This window comes from Marinicella gelatinilytica (assembly GCF_026410405.1).
Lineage (GTDB): Bacteria > Pseudomonadota > Gammaproteobacteria > Xanthomonadales > Marinicellaceae > Marinicella > Marinicella gelatinilytica.
The window spans coordinates 330,084-354,500 of record NZ_JAPMLN010000001.1 but is presented as its reverse complement, the minus strand read 5'-3'; the positions used below and the strand labels follow the sequence as shown (position 1 = coordinate 354,500).

The following is a 24,417-nucleotide window of genomic DNA, read 5'->3' as shown; positions in this document are numbered from 1 at the left end:
GCCTGTAAATCTGATATCGTTCTGTTTCGGTTAACTGTTTATAGCTCATATTGCATTTTCCTTTTGGTGAGAAAAATCAGTAACTATACCAGTTAACCGACCTCCTCAGGAAATTGCACTTATTATCCGAATTGAGGAAAAAAAAGCCTGAAAAAACATTAAAGGAAAAACGTAACGAGAAAAAGGAAAAAAAGGCCGGTAAAAAGCTCTTTTAATGAGAATTTAATGCAACAAAGACGCCTTTAAAGGCGTCTTTGTTATTTTTAGGGGATTAAAGTATAATAATTATTCAATTCTTTGGAGGAAAACAATGAAATTAAAACAAATTTTAGCAGTTCTTGTGTTACTTTCTTTTAGTACCTTGGCGCTGGCTGATCCGTTTTTTGGATATGGTTGGGGTGGTGGCATTATTGGTTTAATTATTTTGATTTTGGATATTATTGCCATTGTCGAAATTCTTAGCTCCGGTAAGTCCGCCGGTGAAAAATTACTGTGGGTTTTAGTGATTTTATTCTTGCCTTTAATCGGTTTGATTTTGTATTACCTGTTAGGTCGAAAATAACTTTTTTAAAATCTAAAAAGGCCGTTTATTTATTAAATAGACGGCCTTTTTTTAATCGAAAAATTTATTTACCACTGTTGAGTTAGTCGCGAACGTTTTTGGCGTCGGTTTCTAATACGACTGGCGGTTTCCTGGTCTTTAATTTTATGCCAGTCACTTAAAGTGAATTGTTTATTTTTGGCATATACCATACGAGTACGGCTGAAATCTTTAAATTCACTCAGCTCTTGTTCGACTGCATCTAAAGTGTTATCTATGACAATACAATCATCAAGGTAGCCAATGCCCGGAATGTGATCGGGAATCAAGTCACTGTCGTTGGCGACATACCGAATCGTGGCATTAATTAACTTGGCGTTTTCAGAACTGACTGTCCACGTATTATCATCAACCATAGCAATCATAGACTCCAAACCGGCCATTTGTTCAAGAATGTAGGGGTCTTTGTTCGTTACCCTGATATGATTGATTTTTTCAGATGCTTTTGTCAGTTCAATGTTACTCAAACAATCATTTTTTTCAGAAATTAAATGATTAAAATGTGTTTTAACTTGTGCGTCTATTTGAATGGATACTGTATTCATGTGTGTTCACCGTTGCTAAAATAATTATTATAGCGAAAGGTGGCTTGCATTGAATCTGCCGGAAGTCACGTTTGATGGGTCGAATACTTATTCAGGTTGTTCTCGATTTTCTGCTTCGGTATCAATCAATTCTATGTCATCTAAAGTGACATTCCCTTGGCCAAAATCAAATTGATATTCATAAATAAAGTTATCCACTTGTCTGCGGACTTCGTGGCCGGTGACGACCATGCCGGAATTTAGCTGAATGGTGAGAAACAGGGGAATGTGGCCTTTGATACGAGTACCGGTAAACTTTAAATTGTTTTTCCAGGCCTCGCGTTTGAGCAGAGTGGGGTAGTTGCCATAGGTCTCTTTTAATTTGTCTTTTAAAGTTTCTGCTGCTTTAATCTGTTCGGGTCCACTGACTTTTTCCAGATTACTCATAATGGCTTTTAGAAAATCACTGTTAGGGATTTGTTTTAAATCCAGTAGTTTGAACCAGGCCATTGAAGCAACATAATTTTCATCTTGCATGTGATATAAAGCAATCAGCGACATGGCATATTGATTACCGTATTCTGCGGCTTTTAAGAAATGTTTTTGTGCGGATTTTTTGAAGCCATCTTTATCGTCTTTGATGCCTTTGGCTAAGTAATATTGATCCGGTTTTATGATGTTGCCACTGTCATCAAAGTGTAAACCGTATTCAGCAATGGCCACACCTTGTAAAATCAGCAGACAGGTTATCCATAAAATTTTCATAATATGAAGTGTTTTAAGCCTTTATATAAATCTCTATGATACAAATACTGTAACAAAATGTCCATTTCATGACAAACTGTTGACTAAGGGCAAATGGTTTATGTCTGTTTGAGGTATACCGCGGCGGCTAAATACTGGTTATCATGGGACAAACTTATGATGTGTGGCAATACTTGACCACTGGTGTTGTCCGTGAGAATCGGCGGGCCAGATTTTTGATAACCGTTCATTGTAATAATGGGTCTGGAAATTTTGGCATTGATGTGATGTTGTTGTAGTAATTCTTGAGCCAATTCTCGCACAGCTTGGGATTGTTGTTGATATGACGTCAAATTATTGACGTAGCGGGCTTTACTTTTAATTGAGTACCATTTGCTTACTTGAGAGTGTGTTAAGGCCAGACAGTGAACCACAGTAGCCTTCGGCCATTCAAATTTGAGGTTAATATGATGTTCTTGATACTGAACCTGACCATAAAGGGTTTCATGAATATCATGTAACAACAGTTGCTGTAACGTGGTTTCCGAAACCGTCAAAGTAACGGGTGAGAAAATCAACTCTGTATTGTTTCTTTGCAAAGCTTTATAAGCGGCTTCTTTGGCAGCCCAGAGACTCCACAGAAAACGATTTGGGTTGGTCGATTGTTTTAAATGGTGTTGTTCTTGCCGGGTTAATATCCGGTTTATAAATCGTGGGTTGTTATATTTTTGCTCATCGATGTGGAAATCAACAACATCGTTACCTAACATGGTATTACCCGGCCTGGTCGTTGGCTGTGGCAAAGTAATGATCTTCCATTTGTTCTAAGGTGGTGATGATTTGATTGGCCGCTGTTCGCATGGCGCGTCGTCCTTGTTGTTCATTATCAATGGTTTGCAGCTGCATATTAACGTTAAATCGCTCGCCTTTGGCGGGCATTTTTGAGGCGCTTTGCTGATGCTCACCCCGTAAATAAACACACAAAACCTCGGTTAAGTGGCTGTCCATGTGCAGTTTACCTACACCATAAACATAATTTTCAGTGTCAACACGACCGGTTTTACTGCGCCGGCCTTCTGGGAAAATCATGACATATTGGCCATGATGCAACAAATAGGCGGCTTTGTGCATGGTTTGCTTGGCCTTTTGTGGGTCTTCATCAATTAATATACATTTCCCGAGGTAGCATATGACGCGATATAAGAGGCTTTCTTGCACATTCCGTGCATTGGGCAGGTTCCAGCAAAAGGTGCGGAAATTGGCCATATAAGAACCCAGAGAAGCAAACGCCCAGGCCAATAATAAGGAGTCAATATAGGTGAGGTGGTTGGGGCAAATCAGTAAGCCGGTGCCGTTTTGTTGCACAATGTCCTTAAACCGGCGACGAATTGATTTAATGTCTTTAATGCGGTAATTTTGGATGTATTTCATCCACAGCACCACCAAAAAATAAAGCACAGGCAAGCACATAAAGGCAATGGCTTTTTGTACGGCCAGTGGCCACCGTTGTTTTTTGGGAAGTTTCATGCCGGCATGCGGATGCCTTACCAATAAGGGCTATTAGTAAGGCATCGCGATGATTCAGATTTAGGTTTTGGCGTTAATAACCGTGACGGCATCACCGATGGTTCGGATTTTATCGGCTTCTTCATCACTGACTTCGATATCAAACTCGTCTTCAAAGTCGATAACGATATCAACCAGACGGGCCGAGTTAATGGCCAGATCTTCTAAAAAGCTGGTGTCTGCGGTGGCAGACTCTAAAGCTTCTTTGTTTTTACAATAGGGTGAAACAATTTCTTTCACTTGTTCAAATACATCGTTACTCATGGTCGTTCCTCAAGGGTTAAATTTTTTAAAAATAGCACAGGCGTTAACATCACCAAAACCAAAACTGGCTTTGGCTAAAATTTGGGCATCGCTTGCTTGGGTTTTGTGGACCACACTGTCAGCATACGGCTGCAGATCCGGGTGCAGATCTTCACAATTTAATGAACCGTGGACAAAACCGTGGCTTAATTGTAACACCGATGCGATACATTCGAGACCACCGGCTGCACCTAACGCATGGCCAATCAGGGATTTGGTGGAATTTATTTTCGGAAAATCGGCCGGGTCACAGGCCAAAGCCTGCTGCCAGTTAGCCACTTCATACGGGTCGGCCATGGTGGCGGTTAAATGGCCGTTGATTAAATCCACCTCAGTACCTTTGATACCGGCGTGTTTTAATGCGGTTTGAATACAGCGTTGCACACCGGTTGGATTCGGGAAGGTGGTGCTGCCACCATTTCTTTGGCCACCGCAGTTAACATCCACACCAATCACTTCGGCATAGATTCGGGCCCCGCGTGCCTGAGCACTGCTTAATGATTCCAACATCAATAAGCCGGCCCCTGAGCCGGGTACAAAACCAACTGCCGAGGCACTCATCGGTCGAGAAGCCTGTTCCGGGTTGTCATTGTAACCGCGCGCCAATACCCGCATGGCGTCAAATCCGGCCCAGCTGTATTTAGAAGCACCTTCGGTGCCGCCGACCAACATTCTTTTCACCCGACCGGTTTGAATACTGTGGTAGCCGTTGGCAATGGCTTCGGTGCCGGTGGTACAGGCACTGGAATTGGTGGTGACCTGACCGCCCAAAGCCAACAGCCCGCCAATATTGGCACTGCTGGCACTGGCCATAACTTGTTCCACCATGGTGGAGCCCAGGCGTTTGACTTTACCGGCATCGGTCAGTGGAATAATCTTTTGGCCAATGGTGTCGAGGCCGCTGATACCGGTGCCGATAATGGCGCCGGTGTCCCAGTCCGGTTCATCCCCGGGTTCCGCTAAGCCGGCATCACGCCAGCAATCTATGGCAGCAATGGCACCAAAAATCATGGCTTCATTCATGGCCATAAGGGCTTCATCGGTTAAATAGTCATGTTTAAGTTCATCGATATGTTGCGGAATGCCACCCACCTGACAGGCGAAATTGGATTCCGCCAGATGTGCATGGTGCTTAATACCGGAAACACCGTTTCGTAAGGCTTGTTCAAAATCTTCCAGACCGTTTCCGTTGGGTGCCACCACACCCATACCGGTGATGACAACACGTTCATTTTGTTTATTCATTGTTTCGGGACTCCCATACCTGAAATAACACAACTGGCCACCAATTCATTGGCACTGTTGTGCATGGTGACTTTGGCTTTTAGTTTCATGCGCCGCCAAAAAACCTTTTCGGCGGTGATGGTGACGAGTTCTCCGGGATAAACCGGACGGCTGAATTCAACTTCAGCATCACTGAATAGCGTCAGCCAGCGATCCAGTTCTGATTGTTCAAGCTGTAAAGACAGTAAATACAAGCCGAACGCAACCACGCCGGTTTGTGCCATGGCTTCCAATAAAATGACACCCGGGGTCACCGGTTGGCCGGGAAAGTGGCCGGCGTAAAAAGACTCGTCTTCCTTAAAGGTGTATTGACCGACAATACCGTCTTCATTAACCGAGACGATGTCGTCGATAAAACGAAAGGGTGCTTGTTGAGGCACCAGGTCTAAAATTTGTTGATGACTTAATGCTTGGCTCATGTCAATTGGCCTCCGAGTGACTGTTCACTTTCATGGGGGTAGTCGCGGTATTGAATATTTTTAAAGATACCGGCCTTGGCGTCGTTAATGGTATAGATTTCCTGATCATCAACAAACACTTTGGCCGAACCAATGGCGATCGCGGCATCCTGAGCAGCCATGTTGGAAAAACGTTTAATATCAATCTCATAGCGGACAATCTTGTTATGTGGCCTAATTTGCCCAAAAAACTCAATACCGCCGGCACCCAAGGCCCGACCGGCACCTTTGCCGCCACGGATAATGGCGTAAAAGCCGATCAGTTGCCACACCGCATCAACACCAAGACAGCCCGGTTGCACCGGATCCTGACGAAAATGACATTGGAAAAACCAATCATCGAGAGCAATGTCCTGTTCTGCGACAATCCGGCCGCGCTTGCCTTTGTGAGAAATTTCAGTAATGCGGTCGAACATCAACATCGGCGGTGAGGGCAATAAACCACAGCCCTCAATGGGCGGGTCTTCGATTAAATCACCCCAGGAGTAAGCCAGCAACTCTTGTTTGCTGAATGACGTGCGTTGTAAAAAATCCTGATACTTAAGCTTCATGCGTTTCTCCAACGGTAATGGTCATACCACCCCAGGTGAGTCCGGCACCCACCACGATTAAGGTAATCATGTCACCGTCCTGAAATAAATCCCAGTTCTGGGAGAGGACTGAAGGCGCGCCGGCGGCACCGCAGTTGCCATACTCATCGACATTGTATAAATGTTTGTCTGGTTGAATACCCAGTTTTTTACAGACCGATTGCAACATGGTTAAATTGGCTTGGTGGCTGATAAAATAATGATCGCTCAGTGCCTGCGTTGTTTGTTCCTGTAAATGTTTAAAGCTGGCCACCGTTTTTTTAATGGCAAACTTTTGTACCGACAGGCCGTCCTGATAAAAATGTGCACCGGTTTTGGTTTGTACTTTATCCCAACCGGTCGGATCAGATGTCATGCAGGTATTTGTTACACGCATGGTTGCTTTGTGTTTTTTCGAAAACACCACCGCCGCTGCACCATCACCTATCAACACGGCTGTGCGTCGATCACTGAAGTCGGTTGTTGTTGTCCAGCTTTCGGGAATCACAGACAACACATAATCAGGCATCGCATCTTCATGCATGTGATTGAGAAAATGTACATGTGAGGCAAAACTGGAGCAGGCCGAGGTAATATCCACGGTAAAAGCATCAATACCGGCTTCAGCAGCGATGACACTGGCGTTGGCCGGTAGTGAATAAGCCGGTGCGCAGGTGGCTGAAATCACCATACCAATGTCTGCTTTGTTTAGGCCGGCACGTTTTAAAGCCATATCGATGGCTTTGGCACCCATTTCAGCACTGCTTTCATTGACTTTGGTTTCACCAATTCTTTGGTTTTTGGTTTGTTTAAGATTATCTAAATCCATCACCGTGTGGCGTTTTTTTATGCCAACACGTTCGATAATCCATTCGTGGGTAGTCTCGATGCCCAGGGATTCCAGATAGGCATTGTCAATAACATTAGCAGGATGGTAGTGACCGGCACCGTGGATGTATAGCATATTAAATCCGTTTAAAATGAGGCAATTTGTTCGCCGCCATCGGCACGAATGAGGGCGCCGTTAATCCACTGCGCTTCATCACGGGACAATAAGAACACCACATCGGCAACATCTTCAGGCGTGGTCAGGCGTTTAAACGGGTTTTTCATACGGGCCACGGATTTCATGCGGGCACTGCCGGGGATGGCTTGTAACGCCTTGGTGTCGGTGACGCCGGCTTGAATAATATTCGAGCGAATACCTTGTGGTGCGAATTCAACGGCAATTGAGCGGGACACCGATTCCAGTGCCACTTTAGCGGCCGACACGGCGGCATAACCACGCCAGGCCACGGTGTTACCTTCACTGGTTAAGCCCAAAACACGGGCATCATCGGCAAAAAGTTTTTGTTGGGATAGTTTTTGCGTCCAGGTCAGCATACTGGTGCCCATGCTGTAAATGGTGCGGGCCATGTCTTCATCTTCAATCAGCATGTCGCTGTACTCGGGTGTTTCTAAGGGAAAAACCTCAGCCACATCATCAACCATTAAATCCGCAACAGCCTCATTAATTTTACTGGCATCGATGCCCAGTTTGGCTGCTAATTTTTCAACAACGTTGATTTTATTGTCCGGTTTTTCTTGCGGCGCAATGAGTTTTAAATTTCCAAAGGCAATGGAATGTAATAACACCCGGATTTTACCTTGTTCGCCCAGAGCCTCTGTTAAGCCTGCCAGCACTTGATCCATGCCGGATTCACTCAAGGCATCCACATTGAAACTACTAAACTGCACGCCGGTGTTTTTAATGTCATCAAAATCCTTGTTGATTTGTTCCATGGCACCACGGCGATCACGATGAACAATACAGATGTTCATACCTTGTTGGCTCAGTTTTTTGGCACTGGCCAGACCAAAACCGCTGGAACCGCCTAAGATAAGCGCCCAATGGTCTTTGTTAAACATATTCATTTGTTGTCCCCGACAAAAGAATTAAATAAAAGTAATGACTTAGATTATAAGTGCATGCCGTAAATTATTGGTTAAATGCTTTTTGCGCGCTTTTTAGATTAATCACCGAAGTAATATCAACACCAATGGTTTTGAAGAAGCCGCGTAACGGGCGATTCGGGCCTAATTCCAGAATCTGACGGTCTTTTAACAGGTTCATGTTATCACGCCATTTGACGGTGCCGCTGATTTGTTTGGCCAATGATTCAATCAGTTGCTGTTTATCGGCCTGATAAAAGTCCCCGAGGTAATTGGAAGCTACTTTGGGTAAATTACTCTCATTGATGTCATCAAGGTGATCTTGCAGAAAGGTATAAAATTCCTTTTCGACCGGCGCCATATAGCGAGAATGAAAAGCCGCACTGACCGTCAATGGCACAGCCCGAAAGGATTGGCCGTCGAATTGATTTGTTAAGGCTTCAATCGTTTTATCCAGGTCACCTTGGCGACCACTTAACACCACCTGTTGGGCAGAATTATCATTGGCAATATCAATGTTATGTCGATCAGCGATGGCACCGATGGCGTCCAGGTCGATATTGTCCATAATAATGGCAGCCATGGCACCTTGATCATCGGCCTGATTCATCAATTCACCGCGACGTGCGACAATTTTTAATGCGGACTCAAAAGGCAACACCTCGGCAGCCACCAGGGCCGCATATTCGCCCAATGAATGACCGGCAAAGTAATCAGCATTTAACTGATGGTGTGCTTTAAGTGCCTGAAACATGGCGATTTCTGCGGTCAGGATACAGGGTTGGGTGTAGTTGGTCTGGTTTAACAACTCATTGTCTTCATGACAGATGTCATAAACATCAAAGGGCAGAATTTGATTGGCTGTAGAGAATATATCGGATGATTCTGAATAGGTTTCGATAAAATCTTTGGCCATGCCATTTTTCTGGGCACCTTGACCGGGAAATACGACCGCATTAAAACTCATGTTTTTAGTTAGTAATAAAGAGGCTTGAATTATGGGGATTTTTGCGGTGGGTTTCAAGCCATATCTTGTTATTTGGGCACATTAAAAATCAAACAAACGTATGATATATAAGGACTATTTTTTAATTTTTAATGACATACTGCGGTGCTTAAGCGCTCATTGCTTACTCTGTTATAAAAAGATTAAATCAAAGTTTACAATTCACCCGTTGGCGTGTCATGGGTTTTTGTTTTGCTGAAAATTTAGTTATACTGACAGTACTTCAATCAAAATATTTGCAATGAAAAAGGCATTAATCACAATCATAATTATGGCGTTTCTAAGCGCTTGTTCTCCGGCTTATTACAACACCATGGAAAAATTTGGTGTCTATAAGCGTGATATCCTGGTGGATCGGGTGGAAGAGGCCAGAGACAGTCAGGAAGACACCAAAGAGCAATTTAATTCAGCGCTGGAGCAATTTGCGTCTGTGGTCAATTACGACGGTGGTTCTTTGGAGAAAATTTATAAGCGTTTACAGTCAGAATATGATGACAGTGTCGCGGCAACTGAAGACCTCGATGAACGCATTGATGCCATTGAAAAAGTGGCTGATGATTTATTTGCAGAGTGGCAAGAAGAGCTTGATGATTACAGTAATGCCAAAATGAAACGTGACAGTGCCCAGCAACTGCGAAATACCCGACAAGAATATCAAAAACTAATTCGTGCCATGCGTCGTGCGCAGGCCAAAATTCCACCGGTACTGGCGGTATTCCAGGATCAGGTTTTGTATTTAAAGCATAACCTCAATGCCCGTGCTGTTTCAGCATTGCAACAAGAATACATCAGCATCAAAACCGATGTCGCCGGTTTGGTGGCGGAAATGGAACGTTCGATCAATGAAGCCAACACCTTTATTAGTTCAATGAGTAAAGAATAAGTCAGGAGTTCAATTATGTCATTATCAGAACCTGTTATATTTTTTTTAACAACACTTGTTTATTTGGGTTTTTTCTTTTTATTGCTGTGGTCTTTATACAGCGTGGTCACTTCATTGCGCTCGATTGCACAATCTCAGCAACAAATGGCAACCATTCAGGCAGAGATTTTAAAAACATTAAACAAAAAAGAAAAATTCTGAAGTTATATTGAATAAATCAGAACTAATTGAAGTTTAAACTTCTGAGCTATCAGTTTAATGGATTTTAGTTGGCTTTATATAATCCAGTTTGGTGTGAGCCGTTGATGATTTTACAGAACAGTTCAGCGGTTTTTTCGGTGTCGTAAAGGGCTGAATGAGCCTGATTGCTATCCCATTCGATACCGGCGGCTTGTACGGCTCTTGCTAATACGGTCTGACCGTAGGCCAGAGCGCCTAAAGTAACCGTATCAAAACAACTAAACGGATGAAAAGGATTGCGTTTAATCCCTGCGCGTTCAGCGGCAGCATGGACAAAGCCTAAATCGAAATGGGCATTATGTCCAACCAGAACAGCACGACTACAACCGGTGGCTTTTATCATTTTTCGTACCGGTGAAAATATTTTACCCAATGCGGCTTTTTCATCCAAAGCCTGTCGTAATGGGTGGTTTAAATCGATGCCTGTTATTTCCAAAGATTTTGGGTCAATGTGAGAACCTTCAAATGGCTCGACATAGGCATTAATGGTTTCAATGGGTTTAATCAGTCCATCATCATCCATATCAAGAATCACTGCAGCAATTTCTAATAAGGCATCGGTTTGATTATTAAAACCACCGGTTTCAACATCCACAACCACCGGTAAAAATCCGCGAAAACGATTTTTAATTAAACTCATTGTTTTTGATTTGTAGAATAAAGCGCTATTGTAACAGGCTTGTTAATAATTCAAACTTTAAATAAATTGCATATAAAACGAATCTAATTTATAATGTCATGAACTACTTATTGAGGTTGTATCATGAATATTAATCGTTGGATTCAGCGTTTAGCTGGTTTATTTGTTTTGGTTAGCTTATTGCTTGCACACATCACAGGTGATGTTAATTTATTAAAGCCTACCTGGTTATGGATTGCGGTTTTTGTTGGTTTTAACCTGTTTCAGTCGAGCTTTACCGGCTTTTGTCCCCTGGCGAAAATTTTAAAAGCCGCCGGTGTGAAGGAGTGACATGAGTGAGTATGACGTACGTTAACTGACCAGGTCTAAATTGTGCTGAGACCCTCGGATCTGCGTCCGAGGGTGACGATAATCCGGGTTTTACCGGCTTTGTATATTTGAGGTTTATAAATAATGGATAACCACAGAGGGCACTAAGATCACACAAAGTACACAAAGACAAGGTGTTGATGCGAAGCATTTCAACGTCGTACCGGCGAAGGCCGGTAACCAGCGTCTTTGAGAAAGTCGTTTGAAAATTTATTCAATGAGCAAATATTTTTGTTATCGTTTTGAGACCCTCGGATCTGCGTCCGAGGGTGACGATAATCTGGGTTTAACCACTTTGTGCCCTTAGTGAAAACCTCTGTGACCTCTGTGGTTATACAAAGACAACCACAAAGGAGGTTAAATAGATGATTCTTGTGATTGTTTAATATAACGGTCAATCATCTGTTCTAACACGTCTAAAGGCACGGCGCCGCCGGAGAGAACCGTGTCATGAAAATCACGTAAGTCAAAGTCAGAGCCAAGGGCTTGTTCGGCTTTGTGGCGCAATTCCCAAATTTTAATTTCGCCGAGTTTATAGGACAGGGCCTGAGCCGGCCAACCAATATAACGATCGATTTCGGTGCGGACATTATGCTTTGAAAGCGCGGTGTTATCAGCCATTAGGTTAATGGCTTCTTCCCGACTCATGCCCATGGCATGCATACCGGTATCTACCACCAGCCGCATGGCACGCCACATTTCATAAGTCAGACGACCAAAGTCTGAATAGGGGTCTTTGTAAAAGCCGACTTCTTTGGCCAGTTTTTCACAATACAGGCCCCAGCCTTCACCAAAGGCCGAGATATAACCACGGCGGCGAAATTCGGGTAAATTATCCAATTCCTGCGTTAAGGCGTTCTGTAAATGATGGCCGGGCACTGCTTCATGAAAAGTCAGCGCTTCCAGGTTGTATAAGGGCCGTTTATCCAGGGCATAGGTGTTGACCCAATACTCACCAGAACGGGTGGAATCAATGGGTGCACCGGAATAACGGCCGGTGGTGTAGTTTGGGGCAAACGCTGCAGGAACCGGTTTAACGGTGTAGGGTTGACGTGGTAGCTTATTGAATAATTTCGGTAATTGACCGTCCATTTGCTTAGCGATATAAGACGCTTCTTTCAGCAATTCCTCGGCTGTTTTTGGGTAAAATCGCGTGTCGGTGCGTAAAAACTGAATAAATTCAGCAAAGCGGTCATCGGTTTTCGGGGTAAATTCACCTTGTTCAATCAGTGATTCGATAATAGCTTCCATTTCAGCACGGATGCGCTTGACCTCTTTCAAACCGATGTCATGGATTTCTTGGGGTGTTAAATCCAAGGTGGTGTATTCTTTGATTTGTTGTTGGTAATAACTTTTACCATCAGGCAATTGATAGGCACCAATCTCAGTGCGGGTTTGTGGTAAGTAGGTATTGACCATAAAGTCTTTAAAACGCTGATAGCTCGGGTTAACGTGCTCTTTAATCAGTTTTTGTGCGTGTAGTTGGTAGTTTTTAAATTGCTGGTCTGTGAGTTGTGTCGGCTTTTGTAAAAAAGGTTGATAAAAACCGGATTGGCTGACATCGTCTTCGATATAGGCATCAATAAATTCAGGGTAATGTTCTAAGATGATTTTGGGTTGGGTAAAGCCTCTTTTTAAACCATCACTCAGATTTCTGATGTGTTGATCAACAACCCGAGGAACCTGCTTTAAACGACTGATATAGTTATCATAGTCTTGTTGATTCTTAAAGCTTAAATAACGGTGCATGGTGGCCAAGCCCACATGGAAAGAGCTTTCTGAATTAATCGGGATTTGGTACTCTTTAAAGTCAATGTCTGCAATTTGTTGTTGTAAATTATCCAATTGCATCTGTCGGGAAATTTGTTCCTGAAAACTGAGTTTGTCGGGGTTAACGGCACTCAGAGCCTGCTTTAACAGGGCTAAATCAGCACGCACTTTTCTATAATGCTGTGCGGAGACATCATTCAGTTCACCGGCTTTTGATTCATCACCGTAATAAGCGGCTGTTTGCGGCCAGTGTTTTTTTTGGGTTTCCTGGATGTTATCCAAAACCTGATTAAATTCGGTTGTGGCATCTTTTGCCTGTGCCTGAAATAGGCTGAATGTTGACAGTAATATAAATAATAATCGCATCGTTATCTCTTTGAATGTAATTTCAGTTAGTGTCGTCTCTGTTAATGCAAAACGCGCACCCGAATGGTGCCGGAGATGTCTTTCAGTTGTTGTACAATTCCCTCAGAAGAATCGCATTGTACATCCATAATAACATAACCCACTTCGCCGGCTGTTTGAAGATACATGGCGGCCACATTCATATTTTCACGGGCAAAAGCCTGGTTGATTTTTTCCAGCATGCCGGGTTTGTTTTCATGAATATGCATGACACGGGTTAAATCGGGATGTAGATTGGGTAGGGAGACTTCAGGAAAATTGACCGCCGAAGACGTGGAACCGTTGTTGGAGTATTTAATGAGTTTATCGGCCACTTCATTGGCAATATTGAGTTGCGCTTCCTGCGTGGAGCCGCCGATATGCGGTGTTAACATGACCTGATCAAATTCAGTCAATGGCGAGTTAAAGGCATCGGCATTACTGGCCGGCTCTTGTGGAAAAACATCAATGGCCGCGCCGGCGATGTGTTCTGAACGCAGGGCATCCACCAGATCATCAATCACAATAATATTACCACGGGCGGCATTAACCACATGGGCGCCGGCCGGCAGTAAAGCCAATTCCCGTGCGCTAATCATATTTTCAGTCAATTCAGTGGCCGGCACATGCAAAGACAGCACATCCACTTGCGGTAATAACTTGTCTAAACTGGCCACGGCGCGGCAATTGCCCAAAGGCAGCTTATTTTCAATGTCATAAAACAGCACATGCATACCCAGGGCTTCTGCCAATACACCGAGTTGTGAACCAATGTGACCGTAACCGACAATACCCAGGGTTTTGCCACGGGTTTCATGGGAACGAACTGCGGATTTTTGCCATACACCGCGATGGGCTTTGGCATTTTTTTCAGGAATGCCGCGCAGCAACAAAATAATCTCGCCCAAGACCAGTTCAGCGACACTGCGGGTGTTTGAAAAGGGGGCATTGAAGACCGGTATGCCGCGGGCTTTACAGGAGTCTAAATCCACCTGATTGGTGCCAATACAGAATGTCCCGACTGCCATCAATTTGTCACAGGCATCTAAATTAACTCCGCTTAACTGGGTACGGGAACGGATGCCGAGAATATGGGCATCACAGATGGTTTCATGGAGTTCATCGTCCGCCGGTGTACTGTCCACAGTGACAATCTGGCTGTAACCGTCACGGCGAAAAAGCTGTTCGGCTTCAGGATGAACGCCTTCCAGTAAAACCACTTTGATTTTTTCTTTACTTAGAGATAATTTGGTCATATTCTGTTTGCACTTGTTTACCACTATGAATGCGAGGATTTTAACAAAATGTCACCGGATAAACTGGCCAATTTATTAAAAGATGACCTGTCGACCATTGCCCATTCCACAAAGCCTGCGGATTTATACCATTTTGGTCAGGACTGGACCCGTTTTCACGACCCCAAGCCATCGGTTATTTTTTATCCCGATAACATTGAACAGGTGCAAACCATTATGCAGGTGGCGCATGCCCATGAGCAACCGGTGGTGCCCTCTGGCGGGCGCACCGGGTACAGTGCCGGTGCCGTGGCAACGTGCGGTGAGTGGGTGATTTCACTGGTGCGATTAAATCAGATCGGTGAATTTAATGCCGTTGACCGAACTGTGACAGTCGGTGCCGGTGTGATTACCGAGCAGTTACAAATTTTTGCCGAAGAGCAGGGTTTAATGTATCCGGTGGATTTTGCTTCGGCCGGTTCCAGTCACATCGGTGGAAATATTGCCACCAATGCCGGTGGCATCAAGGTACTGCGTTATGGCTTAACCCGGGATTATGTCATGGGTTTAACGGTGGTCACCGCGGATGGCGGCTTATTACAGTTAAACAAGGGCCTGGTCAAAAACGCCACCGGCCCGGATTTGCGGCACTTAATGATTGGCTCAGAAGGCATTTTGGGGATTATTGTTGCCGCTGAGATTAAATTAATACAACCACCGCCGCCACAAATGGTGATGTTGTTATCCTTGTCAGACCTGGCTGCGGTGATGGCCACGTTTACAACAGCACAAAGTCAGCTACAACTGTCTTCCTTTGAGTTCTTTTCAGACCGAGCATTGCACCGGGTGATGTCACATCGTGGCTTAACGAATCCGTTCGATGCCATCCATCCTTTTTATGTTTTGTTGGAATTTGATGAAGATGAAACCGCGGCCATGGCGATTTTTGAACAGGGATTAGCACAGGGGCATATCACCGATGGTATTATTGCGCAAAGTCTCGAACAAGCCGGGCAGTTGTGGCAATACCGCGAAGGTATATCCGAGTCGATTGCCGAATTCACACCCTACAAAAATGACATTTCTGTGACAATTTCACAGGTGACAGATTTTATGCAACGGCTTGATACGCTCTTAATGAAAGAATATCCGGATTTTGAAACCATCTGGTTTGGGCATATCGGCGATGGTAATTTGCATTTAAATATTTTAAAACCCGAAGATTTATCGGTGGCTGACTTTAAACAACAGTGTGAATCCGTGAATGACCATGTCTATGGACTGATTGAATCTTTAGGCGGCAGCATTTCTGCGGAACATGGTGTCGGTTTATTGAAAAAACCGTACCTCAAGTATTCAAAATCAGGCTCTGAAATCAACTTATTAAAAGCCATCAAACACAGTTTTGATCCACAAGGCATTTTAAATCCGGGTAAGGTCATTGATTGAAATTCTATTTTCATGATGAACGACATTCGATTCACAGTCTTTGGCTAACAAAAACCAATCAAATCAAATTTTAATTGTGCTAATATATAGTGAGGTTAGGGGCTATAAAGTGTCATAATAAAAGGAGTATAGTGATGTGTGTTGTTAAACAACTAGTTGTTATCGGTCAAACTGTTTCTTTAAATCCGCTGTCATGTTTATGCAAATTGTCAGTGCTTGTTGAATCGGGGAGATCATTACCAGATGCTATTAATTTAAATCATGTTACATTGATTTCTTCTGAATCCATTCAGAATGATTATTAATTCTATCATTTTTGTGGTCAGGCAGTGATCAAGACATTAATCATTAAAATTATCTGCTTATTTTTTCTGCTTATCATTTCGGTGCCGGTTTGGGCAGAAGAATCTGTTGATTCATTTGATGTGTTGTTAAATCAAGCAGATAAGAACAAAGGTGGCTCCAAAGAGGTGTTCAATTTATCCCTTGAGACCTTACAGCAGCAACGGCAACAATTAAGCACTGAGCAACAAGAATACCTGGATTATTTGTTGATTTTTAATTTGCTTTATGAAGGTCAATATAATGAGGCCATCAATGCCTTTGAGTCGCTTTTTACGCGTGCAGAATCAGTGTTTGTAAAAATAAGAACACAATCCAGCTTGTCCAATATTTATGCCTTCAATCGTGATTATCGCGCTGTATTTAGAGCACTGGAATATGTCACTGACATGTTACCTCAACTAAAGGATAAAGAGCTAAAACACAGCATTTATTTAGCCACTGCTAACAGTTATTTGTTAACAGATCGCTTTCAATTGAGCCTGGATTTTAGCGGTTTTTTGCTGAATGATAATCCAAATCCTTTTAAACGTTGCCGTGCCATGGTGTATCATCAAGTGGCTCACATAGAATTGCAAAACAATGACAACATTCATGATGATGTTTTCAATGAAATTTTTGAATTGTGCCAATCTCAAAAACAATACATCGCTGCAGACATGTTGGCATTAAAGTGGTATGCCCACCAATTTTCACAATTACAAGACAATAATAGAAATAGCGATGAGATTAATCGTTTAATCGCTGCGGTGGAAGAAACTTGTTTACATATTGATGCCCAGCAATTTAAAAGCATTTTAACTGGTAAAGATGCGCTCTTGGCACAGTTGCATTTAGCCAATGATAACTTAAATTTAGCACAGAAATATGCGCATCAAGTGCTTAAGGATGCCACACTTTTGGGCGAATCAAAGCACATGCAGAAAGCCTATCAAGTGCTCGAGGCGATTGCTCGACTCAAAAATAATTATGTCATGGCTTATAATTATTTAGCAAAACGTAGTGATATTGAGTCTGCATTAATGAAAGATAAATTGGATAAACAAGAGGCATTTGAGGCGATACAGCATGATATTCTGGTTAAGGAATTGCAATTGCAGCAATTAGGTGAATCAAATGAGCTATTGAAAGTGCAGCAAATCCTGGCAAAAAAAGAAAGTCTCAATCAAAAATTAATTATGGCTTGGTTGGCACTCATGGTGGGCTTACTCTTGTTTTGGGTGACGAGAGTAATAATAAAACGCAAAAAATTAGAGACTTTAGTGGAACTGGATCATCTCACCAAAATTCTCAATCGTAAAGGTATTGAGGATCATGTGGGTCAATTATTAAGCCGTAAGTCCGGAAAGAGACAGCCGGTTCATTTAGCCATTATGGATTTAGACCATTTTAAAAAAGTGAATGATGAATGTGGTCACTTAACCGGTGACTGGGTTCTAAAGTATGTCATTTATCATTTAAAATCTGTGCTGAATACCGACATGATTATCGGTCGCTTAGGTGGTGAGGAGTTTGCCATTTTAGGCAGTGGTCTTTCCAACCAAGGCATGCTTAATTATTTAGAGCGAATGCGGACAATGGTCATGGAGTTAGATTACAGTGAATGTCATCATCCAATAACCTTATCGGCCAGCTTTGGCGTGGCATCAACAGAAACCGCCGGTTATTCCTTACAAATGTTATTAACGCAGGCTGATTTAGCACTTTACCAAGCTAAAAATAATGGCCGTAATCAAGTGGTGCTTTATCAACCGGATGGCAAAAAAACACCGGTCGTACCGCAAAGTCCTGAATAATTAATTCGTGTGAAGCTGATTATAAAATTCAGCTGTATCGGTATGGCCGATACTTAATCGAAAACCCGATACATCGGTTAAAAAACACACATCAGGTAGTACCAAAATACCTTTATCTAAGGCTAATTGTCGGGCAAAATCTTCCCCACTATCAGATTGTGATATCGAGTGCTTAGACCAAATTTGAACAAAGCAAGTGGCACCGGCTTGTGGTAAATGACATTGTAAATGAGGTAAGTGTGCAAGGCTGTTCGCCAATAATTGACGGTTTTGATTAAGCTGTTTACGGTGGTGCGTAAAAATCTTGTCAGAAAGTGGTATTAACTGTGATGCCGCAACTTCATCCAGACGACTACCGCAAATCGATAAATGGCGTTTAACGTTAATCATACGTTTTCGCATCTCATGTTGACGGCAGGCAATCCATCCCAGACGAATGCCAGGCATGCCATAGGCTTTTGACATCACCGCTATGCTGATGGCTTTATCATAACAATCCACCGCTGCCGGCAGGCGTTGATTGCTCTGATGTTCTAAGCCCCGAAACACTTCATCGGATAATAACCAACAATCATGTTGACGACATAATTCCAATAATTGATTGAGTTCATCTTGGTTGATATGACTGCCGGTTGGGTTATGGGGGAAATTAATAATCAGCATTCGGGTGTGATGATTAACGGCTTGTTTTAAAGCCGGCCAGTCAATAGCCCATGCTTGATCAGATAATAACGGCACAGTGTGAATGTCAGCACCGATCATTTTTGCCTGTTGATAAAGTGGTTCAAATATCGGCGTTAGACACACCACCTGATCACCTTTCTGTAACACAGCTTGCATGGTGATAAATATCGCTTCTTGGGCGCCACAAGTTGTCAAAATATCATCAGCATGGGTATCGCTATAATGGGCGTCAACTATGGCCTGGCGAATATCGCTACTGCCAATCACCGGGGCATAATCAAGTGACAATGCCTCAATAAAAGCCGGTGCATCGAGATGGACGATATCAGTCAATTGTTGTTGATTTAAGGCTGCGGGATGACTACTGTGTAAATTAATTAACCCTGTTGGCAGCCCTTGTGTAAAGGCCGCCATCTTGGATTGGTTGGTTAAGCTCGTTTGCGCCATAGGGTTAATTGTGCGATGGTGTGTTGGTGTTTGCGGGCGGTTTCTCTGATGACAAATGGAATGTCAGCTGGGTCACAAACGGCTTCAAATTGCTCACCTAAAATCCGCTGTAAGCTATCGAGCGTAGTGACATTTTCACCGTTTTCTTTATAACCGCCAAGCCAATGTTCGCGTTCGGTGAATTCTTCTAACCAGGTGTATGGTGAGGTGATGGCTAGATAACCGCCAGCATTGATGCGGGTCATGATATCGCGTAAAAATGCCTCCGGCTGATAAAGTCGATCAATCAAATTACCGGCAAACACCAAGTCATATTCCCTGTATTTTGGTTTAAGGTTACAGGCATCACCTTGGCTGAAATCAATATTTTGAATACGTTCATCTAAGTCCAAATCTGACAAATGAAAGGTCTTCAGGCTTTGTAGTTCGCCTTCATCGGTAATGAGGTATTTAATCTCACCGTGTTCAACCAGTTTGATGGCATTTTGAATAAAACGTGCTGAAAAATCAACGGCATCCACATGCTCAAAATAGCGCGCCAATTCGAAACTACTGCGACCCACGGCACAACCCAAATCCAACGCCCGCTGACGATGAGAGGCATCAATATGGGGCATGATGAAGTCGATACAAGCTTTTGGGAAATTGGCCACATTATGGTATTGATCTCCATAATGAAACTCTAAATATTGGGCAATTAATTCGTCAGTTTCATAGGTGTTAAACTGCTGTGATACCTCATGGTCGGAGTGAACATAGCGAAAACCTGCATGTTGAAAGAAATGTCGACGAAAAGCGTAACGTGACTGACGATGGGCTTCATTGCCGGTGCTGATGAAACTGCCACCTTTGATTAAATTATGTCTTCCGTCAAAAGTAGGTACTGAAAAATCGTCATAAACAGGATGTACTTTAAAGCCTGAAAATCCGTCAATGGCGGTTTCTGTCCATTGCCAAACATTACCAATGACATCACCGAATCGTTGTTCTCCAAAGCGAAACTTATCCACAGGACATGCTGAAGCGTGGTGTTGTAGGTCAATATTACCCGGGGCTTTGGTCCAATGTGGATAATGGGATTTTTGTTCTCGGGGGAAAGTATGCTGATACAATTTGATCCATTCGGCCTCTGTAGGCAGACGGAGACTTTGATTGCGTTCATTACTGAGCCAGCGACAGAAAGCTTTGGCTTCATGGTAATTCACATCCACCGGCCATGACCATGGCATCGGAATTTCTTCACATAAACTACGATAAAGCCATTGCTCATCATGTTGACGCCAAAATGTCGGGTGCTCAGCTTGGGTGAATTGTCGCCATTGCCATCCTTCCTCACACCAGAATGCAGAATCATGGTAGCCATCAGCTTCCACAAAAGCTAAAAACTCTTTGTTTGAGACCAGAAATTGTGCCGTTTGAAATTCTGCTACTTGGGTATTTTGTTGCCCGTATTCATTATCCCAGCCATAAGTTTCTGAAGGTAAACTACGACCTTGTTTGACTAACCCTTCCGGTACAGTGAGAAGTTGATTGTCAGGTGCCTGACCAGTGTCTTGACAATGTGTCCAGTCGGCATTGGCTTCAATAAACTTCAAATCTAATTGTCGAATCAGTACCGAAGAGGTCTCCAGGTGAATTCGTTCATGCTCAATACCCATTAAAATAACCCAAAATGGGTCTTGCCATTGTATCGGCACGGGTATTGGTAATTGCTCAATTTGTTGTAACACCAATTGCTTGACCTGATGACGGTAATCATATACCGCTTGTACTGAGGGCCAGTCATAATGGCCGCTATTCAGGTCATCCCAGGACATTTCATCAACACCAATGGCCATCATGGATTCCATATTGGTATTGACCGGTGACTCGATGATTTTAGCGACGCGTAATTTATTAACAAAAAACACCGCAGTATGAGCCAGGTAAAATATCAAAGGATGGCGAAGTGGCTCGGGTTGTTCATAATAAGCCTGGTCATTTTTAAGAAGGCTAAATAACTTTTCATACCCCTCATAAGTCGATAGAAAGTGTTTTTTAATGGTTTGTCTGATTTGCTCAGAATCACCGTGGTCAATAATGGGTGTGGGTGTGAGTGATAATGTCATGGTGGTATTTTAACAAATATAAAAAAATAGCGCGTTGTTTTGCCGTTTAGTTTAGCGATGACTTGTGAAAATTTTGTCGGTTTCCTGGATTTTATGGTTTTTTATATCAATGCTTGGGCTATCTTGACTTTCGCATGTTAAAATGGTCGTCCATTTATGACTTAAAATTGCGTGCAAAATAAAAATTCAAATCAAAAAAACATGTTAACTGCAAATCAATCCTTAGAGATTATTACAACCGCAGTTGAAGATGCCAAAGCCCAAAAAATCACCTGTTTGAATGTGGCTCACTTAACAGCCATTACTGATTATATGATTATATGTAGTGGAACCTCATCTCGTCATATGCGCCATATTGCAGAAACCACGTTAGCAGCGGCTGAAAAAGCCGGTTTAAATATCATTAGTCGTGAAGGTTTAGACTCTGATGACTGGATGATTGTTGATGTAGGCGATGTGATTGTTCATATCATGAGCGAGGAAGCACGGGGCTTTTACCAACTGGAAGGTTTGTGGGATTTGGCTGAACAAAACACTTAATGCGTATTCATTTATTGACACCCGGGCATAAAATGCCGGATTGGGTGGAAACCGCATTCACCATTTATAATCAAAGATTACCTCAACATTTGTGTCTGCAGCATGTGCCGATTACGACCCAAATCCGTAGAAAAAATCAATCGGTAAGCAACATTAAATTACTGGAAGCCGATGCCATTTTAGCGCATTTAAAACCCGGCCAAATTAATATTGCTTTTGATGAGCGCGGTAAAAAAGTTGATACCCTTTTTGTTTCACAACAATTGGCTGATTGGCAGATGACCGGATCAGATGTTAATTTGATTGTTGGAGGCGCAGATGGTTTACATCAAAAAATCAGCAATCAAGCCCATCAAAAATGGTCTTTATCTGCGTTAACTTTTCCGCATCAATTGGTCAAAGTAATTATTGTCGAACAAATTTATCGTGCTTATTCATTATTAAATAATCACCCTTATCACCGAGAATAATTGATGAATAAATATAGACAACCCATTTTGTGTTTAGCTTCAGCATCACCGAGACGTCGGGAATTATTAATACAATTGGGATGTCAGGTGCAGGTACAACCGATTGTTATGGATGAGTCACGACAGAAAGATGAACCACCTGCGGATTATTGTGTGCGGCTGGCATTAGCAAAAAACCGCTTAGCAGTGTCTCAATTTAATCCAGCTTTGCCAGTTATTACGGCTGATACCATTGTTGTTTTAGATGATGAAACCTTGGGAAAACCCAAAGACAAGAAAACCGTTGTTGCCACTTTACAGCGTTTATCTGGTGTCGAACATCAGGTAATGACTGCCATTGCTGTTTATCATCATGGTGAAGTGATACATGATATTCAAATTAGTCGAGTGCAATTTGCTGAGTTAGATGAATCATGGATATCAGCGTATGCGAACACTGAGGAACCTTATGATAAAGCTGGTGCCTATGGTATCCAGGGCACAGCAGGTCGATGGATTGAGACCATTACCGGTAGTTATAGTGGTATTATGGGTTTGCCTTTGTTTGAAACGGCCAGATTATTAACAAAACTGGATATAATGTCTGATAAAACACTTTAACTTAAATACCCAAATATGTACCGAGAGATACTGATAAGTAGTAATGATTTTGAAACCCGCGTGGCGCTGATTGAAGATGGTCAGTTATGCGAGGTGTGGATGGAACGTGCCAAAAAGTATTCCTTGGTTGGAAATATTTATCTGGGTCGTGTGGTTAAAGTTTTACCCGGATTACAGGCCGCTTTTGTTGACATTGGCGAGCAACAGGCGGCTTTTATGCATGTTTCAGATTTAGGTACTGAAGATCAGGCCAGTGTCGATACCATGCCCATCAGCCAGCGGGTTCATGAGGGTGAAAAACTGATTGTGCAGGTTTACAAAGATCCCATTGGGAGTAAAGGCGCACGCATTACCACAGCACTGAGTATTCCCAGTCGTTATTTGGTGATGATGCCACATGCGCCTGAGATAGAGGCGATATCGGCACGCATTACAGATGATGAAGAGCGACAACGGCTACAACGGCTATTGGCTAAATTGAATAGTAAACATAATTCATTTGGACTGATTGCCCGAACCCACGCTGAATTTGTCAGCTACACTGCTTTATATCATGATTGGCGATTTTTAAACCGTTTGTGGGATAAAATCAATTGCCGTATAAAAGCAGCCAACGCCCCTGAATTAATTTATAGTGAATTTTGTCTGGCAAAACGTGTGGTTCGAGACTTAATCAATGACGAAGTCACAAAAGTCAGTATTGATCATTTTAATTTATTTCAATCAGTAAAGACTTTTTTATCAGATTTTGCTGCTGAGTGGGGTGGAGAATTACAGCATCATACGGCTTCTCGGCCATTATTTGATTTGTACCAAATAGATGATGAGATTGACCGCTCGGTAAATCGCACTGTGCCGTTAAAATCTGGCGGTAATTTGGTTTTTGATAGCAATGAGGCCATGACCACAATTGATGTTAATACCGGACAATATGTGGGCTATAAGTCCCTTGAGGATACAGCTTTTAAGACCAATTTAGAATCCGCTCAAATGATAGCCAGACAATTACGTTTGCGCAATATCGGTGGTATTATCATCATTGATTTTATCGATATGTTTGATGAGGCTCACCGCCAACAAGTTCTACAAACTTTGGCAGATGGTCTACAAAAAGATCGGGCTAAAACCCATGTACTGGGTTTTACACGATTGGGTTTGGTGGAAGTCACACGAAAACGTACCACCGAAAGTTTGCTTGAAATTTTATGTGAGACCTGTGACAAGTGTCATGGCAGTGGGCGCATAGAAACCATCGAAACTGTTAGCTTTAAATTGTTCCGAGAAATCAGCCGTTCGGTTAAACAATTTAAAGCCAATAAAATCATGGTCATCGGCTCATCTCGTTTGGTGCAATACATCACGGAAGAACACTCGACCACCATTGCAGAAATGGAAGATAGTTTGGGTAAACGCATCGCTTTTCAGGCTGAAGATAGTTATCAGCGCACCCAGCATGATGTGGTGTTGTTGTAA

Annotated in this window: 26 protein-coding genes; 10 read left to right on the top strand and 16 right to left on the bottom strand. The window is 42.9% G+C overall.

Features of this window, described 5'->3' with window-relative positions:
* Positions 1-310: 310 nt before the first annotated feature.
* Positions 311-562, top strand: a complete 252-nt coding sequence (locus OS173_RS01465; protein WP_267182498.1) for a PLDc N-terminal domain-containing protein — start codon at positions 311-313, stop codon at positions 560-562.
* A gap of 68 nt (positions 563-630) precedes the next feature.
* Here the strand turns inward: OS173_RS01465 and OS173_RS01460 are convergent, their stop codons facing one another.
* From OS173_RS01460 to OS173_RS01410, 11 genes are all read right to left on the bottom strand, one after another.
* Positions 631-1,146, bottom strand: a complete 516-nt coding sequence (locus tag OS173_RS01460) for a YkvA family protein (protein WP_267182497.1) — start codon at positions 1,144-1,146, stop codon at positions 631-633.
* An 87-nt stretch (positions 1,147-1,233) separates the two neighbouring features.
* Positions 1,234-1,890 (bottom strand): hypothetical protein, encoded by a 657-nt coding sequence (locus tag OS173_RS01455; RefSeq protein WP_267182496.1) that lies wholly within the window; start codon positions 1,888-1,890, stop codon positions 1,234-1,236.
* A gap of 98 nt (positions 1,891-1,988) precedes the next feature.
* Positions 1,989-2,639 carry a 4'-phosphopantetheinyl transferase superfamily protein gene (locus tag OS173_RS01450; protein WP_267182495.1) on the bottom strand — a complete coding sequence of 217 codons (651 nt, stop codon included), beginning with the start codon at positions 2,637-2,639 and terminating at the stop codon, positions 1,989-1,991.
* Positions 2,640-2,643: 4 nt separating this feature from the next.
* Positions 2,644-3,396, bottom strand: a complete 753-nt coding sequence (locus OS173_RS01445) for a 1-acyl-sn-glycerol-3-phosphate acyltransferase (RefSeq protein ID WP_267182494.1) — start codon at positions 3,394-3,396, stop codon at positions 2,644-2,646.
* A gap of 60 nt (positions 3,397-3,456) precedes the next feature.
* Positions 3,457-3,699 carry an acyl carrier protein gene (locus OS173_RS01440; RefSeq protein WP_267182493.1) on the bottom strand — a complete coding sequence of 81 codons (243 nt, stop codon included), beginning with the start codon at positions 3,697-3,699 and terminating at the stop codon, positions 3,457-3,459.
* Between the two features lie 9 nt (positions 3,700-3,708).
* Positions 3,709-4,983: a beta-ketoacyl-[acyl-carrier-protein] synthase family protein gene (locus OS173_RS01435; RefSeq protein ID WP_267182492.1), complete on the bottom strand. Its 1,275-nt coding sequence runs from the start codon at positions 4,981-4,983 to the stop codon at positions 3,709-3,711.
* Positions 4,980-5,441, bottom strand: a complete 462-nt coding sequence (locus OS173_RS01430; protein WP_267182491.1) for a 3-hydroxyacyl-ACP dehydratase FabZ family protein — start codon at positions 5,439-5,441, stop codon at positions 4,980-4,982. Before OS173_RS01430 ends, OS173_RS01435 begins: the two co-directional genes overlap by 4 nt.
* Positions 5,438-6,031 (bottom strand): bifunctional 3-hydroxydecanoyl-ACP dehydratase/trans-2-decenoyl-ACP isomerase, encoded by a 594-nt coding sequence (fabA, locus tag OS173_RS01425; protein ID WP_267182490.1) that lies wholly within the window; start codon positions 6,029-6,031, stop codon positions 5,438-5,440. The genes OS173_RS01430 and fabA overlap by 4 nt, the downstream gene beginning before the upstream one ends.
* On the bottom strand, positions 6,021-7,013 hold the full coding sequence (locus tag OS173_RS01420; RefSeq protein WP_267182489.1) for a ketoacyl-ACP synthase III: 993 nt from the start codon (positions 7,011-7,013) through the stop codon (positions 6,021-6,023). Before OS173_RS01420 ends, fabA begins: the two co-directional genes overlap by 11 nt.
* Positions 7,014-7,024: 11 nt before the next feature.
* Positions 7,025-7,963 (bottom strand): SDR family oxidoreductase, encoded by a 939-nt coding sequence (locus tag OS173_RS01415; protein WP_267182488.1) that lies wholly within the window; start codon positions 7,961-7,963, stop codon positions 7,025-7,027.
* Positions 7,964-8,027: 64 nt separating this feature from the next.
* Entirely contained in the window at positions 8,028-8,948 is a 921-nt protein-coding gene (locus tag OS173_RS01410; protein ID WP_267182487.1) for an ACP S-malonyltransferase, read from the bottom strand.
* A 280-nt stretch (positions 8,949-9,228) separates the two neighbouring features.
* On the opposite strand from OS173_RS01410, the gene OS173_RS01405 reads away from it, so the two are divergent.
* Entirely contained in the window at positions 9,229-9,870 is a 642-nt protein-coding gene (locus OS173_RS01405; RefSeq protein WP_267182486.1) for a DUF2959 domain-containing protein, read from the top strand.
* A gap of 15 nt (positions 9,871-9,885) precedes the next feature.
* Positions 9,886-10,071, top strand: a complete 186-nt coding sequence (locus tag OS173_RS01400; protein WP_267182485.1) for a hypothetical protein — start codon at positions 9,886-9,888, stop codon at positions 10,069-10,071.
* 64 nt (positions 10,072-10,135) lie between these two features.
* Here the strand turns inward: OS173_RS01400 and rnt are convergent, their stop codons facing one another.
* Positions 10,136-10,750, bottom strand: coding sequence for a ribonuclease T (rnt, locus tag OS173_RS01395; RefSeq protein ID WP_267182484.1), 615 nt, complete (start codon positions 10,748-10,750; stop codon positions 10,136-10,138).
* A 123-nt stretch (positions 10,751-10,873) separates the two neighbouring features.
* Between rnt and OS173_RS01390 the strand changes: the two genes are divergently transcribed.
* Complete coding sequence (locus tag OS173_RS01390; RefSeq protein ID WP_267182483.1) at positions 10,874-11,080, top strand: YgaP family membrane protein; 207 nt, start codon at positions 10,874-10,876, stop codon at positions 11,078-11,080.
* Positions 11,081-11,476: 396 nt separating this feature from the next.
* Here OS173_RS01390 and OS173_RS01385 read toward each other — a convergent pair whose 3' ends face one another.
* Positions 11,477-13,255 carry a DUF885 domain-containing protein gene (locus OS173_RS01385; RefSeq protein WP_267182482.1) on the bottom strand — a complete coding sequence of 593 codons (1,779 nt, stop codon included), beginning with the start codon at positions 13,253-13,255 and terminating at the stop codon, positions 11,477-11,479.
* Between the two features lie 41 nt (positions 13,256-13,296).
* Positions 13,297-14,529 (bottom strand): phosphoglycerate dehydrogenase, encoded by a 1,233-nt coding sequence (serA, locus tag OS173_RS01380; RefSeq protein WP_267182481.1) that lies wholly within the window; start codon positions 14,527-14,529, stop codon positions 13,297-13,299.
* Positions 14,530-14,577: 48 nt separating this feature from the next.
* On the opposite strand from serA, the gene OS173_RS01375 reads away from it, so the two are divergent.
* Together OS173_RS01375 and OS173_RS01370 are read left to right on the top strand one after the other, a co-directional pair.
* Positions 14,578-15,957, top strand: a complete 1,380-nt coding sequence (locus tag OS173_RS01375) for an FAD-binding oxidoreductase (RefSeq protein WP_267182480.1) — start codon at positions 14,578-14,580, stop codon at positions 15,955-15,957.
* A 329-nt stretch (positions 15,958-16,286) separates the two neighbouring features.
* Entirely contained in the window at positions 16,287-18,095 is a 1,809-nt protein-coding gene (locus OS173_RS01370) for a GGDEF domain-containing protein (protein WP_267182479.1), read from the top strand.
* On the opposite strand, the gene OS173_RS01365 is transcribed toward OS173_RS01370, so the two are convergent.
* Together OS173_RS01365 and ovoA are read right to left on the bottom strand one after the other, a co-directional pair.
* Positions 18,096-19,226, bottom strand: a complete 1,131-nt coding sequence (locus tag OS173_RS01365; protein WP_267182478.1) for a pyridoxal phosphate-dependent aminotransferase — start codon at positions 19,224-19,226, stop codon at positions 18,096-18,098. It abuts the gene before it with no gap.
* A complete protein-coding gene (gene ovoA, locus OS173_RS01360; protein ID WP_267182477.1) occupies positions 19,208-21,334 on the bottom strand; it encodes a 5-histidylcysteine sulfoxide synthase in 2,127 nt (708 codons plus the stop codon). The genes OS173_RS01365 and ovoA overlap by 19 nt, the downstream gene beginning before the upstream one ends.
* A gap of 171 nt (positions 21,335-21,505) precedes the next feature.
* Between ovoA and rsfS the strand changes: the two genes are divergently transcribed.
* Genes rsfS through OS173_RS01340 form a run of 4 tightly spaced genes read left to right on the top strand, consistent with a single transcriptional unit; the run spans position 21,506 to position 24,417 of the window.
* Positions 21,506-21,874 (top strand): ribosome silencing factor, encoded by a 369-nt coding sequence (gene rsfS, locus OS173_RS01355; RefSeq protein WP_267182476.1) that lies wholly within the window; start codon positions 21,506-21,508, stop codon positions 21,872-21,874.
* Positions 21,874-22,344, top strand: coding sequence for a 23S rRNA (pseudouridine(1915)-N(3))-methyltransferase RlmH (rlmH, locus tag OS173_RS01350; RefSeq protein ID WP_267182475.1), 471 nt, complete (start codon positions 21,874-21,876; stop codon positions 22,342-22,344). Before rsfS ends, rlmH begins: the two co-directional genes overlap by 1 nt.
* Positions 22,345-22,347: 3 nt before the next feature.
* On the top strand, positions 22,348-22,944 hold the full coding sequence (locus OS173_RS01345) for a Maf family protein (protein WP_267182474.1): 597 nt from the start codon (positions 22,348-22,350) through the stop codon (positions 22,942-22,944).
* Between the two features lie 15 nt (positions 22,945-22,959).
* Entirely contained in the window at positions 22,960-24,417 is a 1,458-nt protein-coding gene (locus OS173_RS01340) for an Rne/Rng family ribonuclease (protein ID WP_267182473.1), read from the top strand.

What these genes read in the sequence shown, in the direction of transcription:
- OS173_RS01455 (WP_267182496.1), bottom strand. Translation starts at nt 1,890, where the DNA reads ATGAAAATTTTATGGATAACCTGTCTGCTGATTTTACAAGGTGTGGCC.
- OS173_RS01410 (WP_267182487.1), bottom strand. Translation starts at nt 8,948, where the DNA reads ATGAGTTTTAATGCGGTCGTATTTCCCGGTCAAGGTGCCCAGAAAAAT.
- OS173_RS01400 (WP_267182485.1), top strand. Translation starts at nt 9,886, where the DNA reads ATGTCATTATCAGAACCTGTTATATTTTTTTTAACAACACTTGTTTAT.
- rnt (WP_267182484.1), bottom strand. Translation starts at nt 10,750, where the DNA reads ATGAGTTTAATTAAAAATCGTTTTCGCGGATTTTTACCGGTGGTTGTG.
- OS173_RS01450 (WP_267182495.1), bottom strand. Translation starts at nt 2,639, where the DNA reads ATGTTAGGTAACGATGTTGTTGATTTCCACATCGATGAGCAAAAATAT.
- OS173_RS01390 (WP_267182483.1), top strand. Translation starts at nt 10,874, where the DNA reads ATGAATATTAATCGTTGGATTCAGCGTTTAGCTGGTTTATTTGTTTTG.
- OS173_RS01385 (WP_267182482.1), bottom strand. Translation starts at nt 13,255, where the DNA reads ATGCGATTATTATTTATATTACTGTCAACATTCAGCCTATTTCAGGCA.
- OS173_RS01375 (WP_267182480.1), top strand. Translation starts at nt 14,578, where the DNA reads ATGTCACCGGATAAACTGGCCAATTTATTAAAAGATGACCTGTCGACC.
- OS173_RS01405 (WP_267182486.1), top strand. Translation starts at nt 9,229, where the DNA reads ATGAAAAAGGCATTAATCACAATCATAATTATGGCGTTTCTAAGCGCT.
- OS173_RS01460 (WP_267182497.1), bottom strand. Translation starts at nt 1,146, where the DNA reads ATGAATACAGTATCCATTCAAATAGACGCACAAGTTAAAACACATTTT.
- ovoA (WP_267182477.1), bottom strand. Translation starts at nt 21,334, where the DNA reads ATGACATTATCACTCACACCCACACCCATTATTGACCACGGTGATTCT.
- OS173_RS01415 (WP_267182488.1), bottom strand. Translation starts at nt 7,963, where the DNA reads ATGAATATGTTTAACAAAGACCATTGGGCGCTTATCTTAGGCGGTTCC.
- OS173_RS01465 (WP_267182498.1), top strand. Translation starts at nt 311, where the DNA reads ATGAAATTAAAACAAATTTTAGCAGTTCTTGTGTTACTTTCTTTTAGT.
- OS173_RS01435 (WP_267182492.1), bottom strand. Translation starts at nt 4,983, where the DNA reads ATGAATAAACAAAATGAACGTGTTGTCATCACCGGTATGGGTGTGGTG.
- OS173_RS01445 (WP_267182494.1), bottom strand. Translation starts at nt 3,396, where the DNA reads ATGAAACTTCCCAAAAAACAACGGTGGCCACTGGCCGTACAAAAAGCC.
- OS173_RS01420 (WP_267182489.1), bottom strand. Translation starts at nt 7,013, where the DNA reads ATGCTATACATCCACGGTGCCGGTCACTACCATCCTGCTAATGTTATT.
- OS173_RS01340 (WP_267182473.1), top strand. Translation starts at nt 22,960, where the DNA reads ATGTACCGAGAGATACTGATAAGTAGTAATGATTTTGAAACCCGCGTG.
- OS173_RS01345 (WP_267182474.1), top strand. Translation starts at nt 22,348, where the DNA reads ATGAATAAATATAGACAACCCATTTTGTGTTTAGCTTCAGCATCACCG.
- serA (WP_267182481.1), bottom strand. Translation starts at nt 14,529, where the DNA reads ATGACCAAATTATCTCTAAGTAAAGAAAAAATCAAAGTGGTTTTACTG.
- OS173_RS01365 (WP_267182478.1), bottom strand. Translation starts at nt 19,226, where the DNA reads ATGGCGCAAACGAGCTTAACCAACCAATCCAAGATGGCGGCCTTTACA.
- rlmH (WP_267182475.1), top strand. Translation starts at nt 21,874, where the DNA reads ATGCGTATTCATTTATTGACACCCGGGCATAAAATGCCGGATTGGGTG.
- OS173_RS01430 (WP_267182491.1), bottom strand. Translation starts at nt 5,441, where the DNA reads ATGAGCCAAGCATTAAGTCATCAACAAATTTTAGACCTGGTGCCTCAA.
- fabA (WP_267182490.1), bottom strand. Translation starts at nt 6,031, where the DNA reads ATGAAGCTTAAGTATCAGGATTTTTTACAACGCACGTCATTCAGCAAA.
- OS173_RS01440 (WP_267182493.1), bottom strand. Translation starts at nt 3,699, where the DNA reads ATGAGTAACGATGTATTTGAACAAGTGAAAGAAATTGTTTCACCCTAT.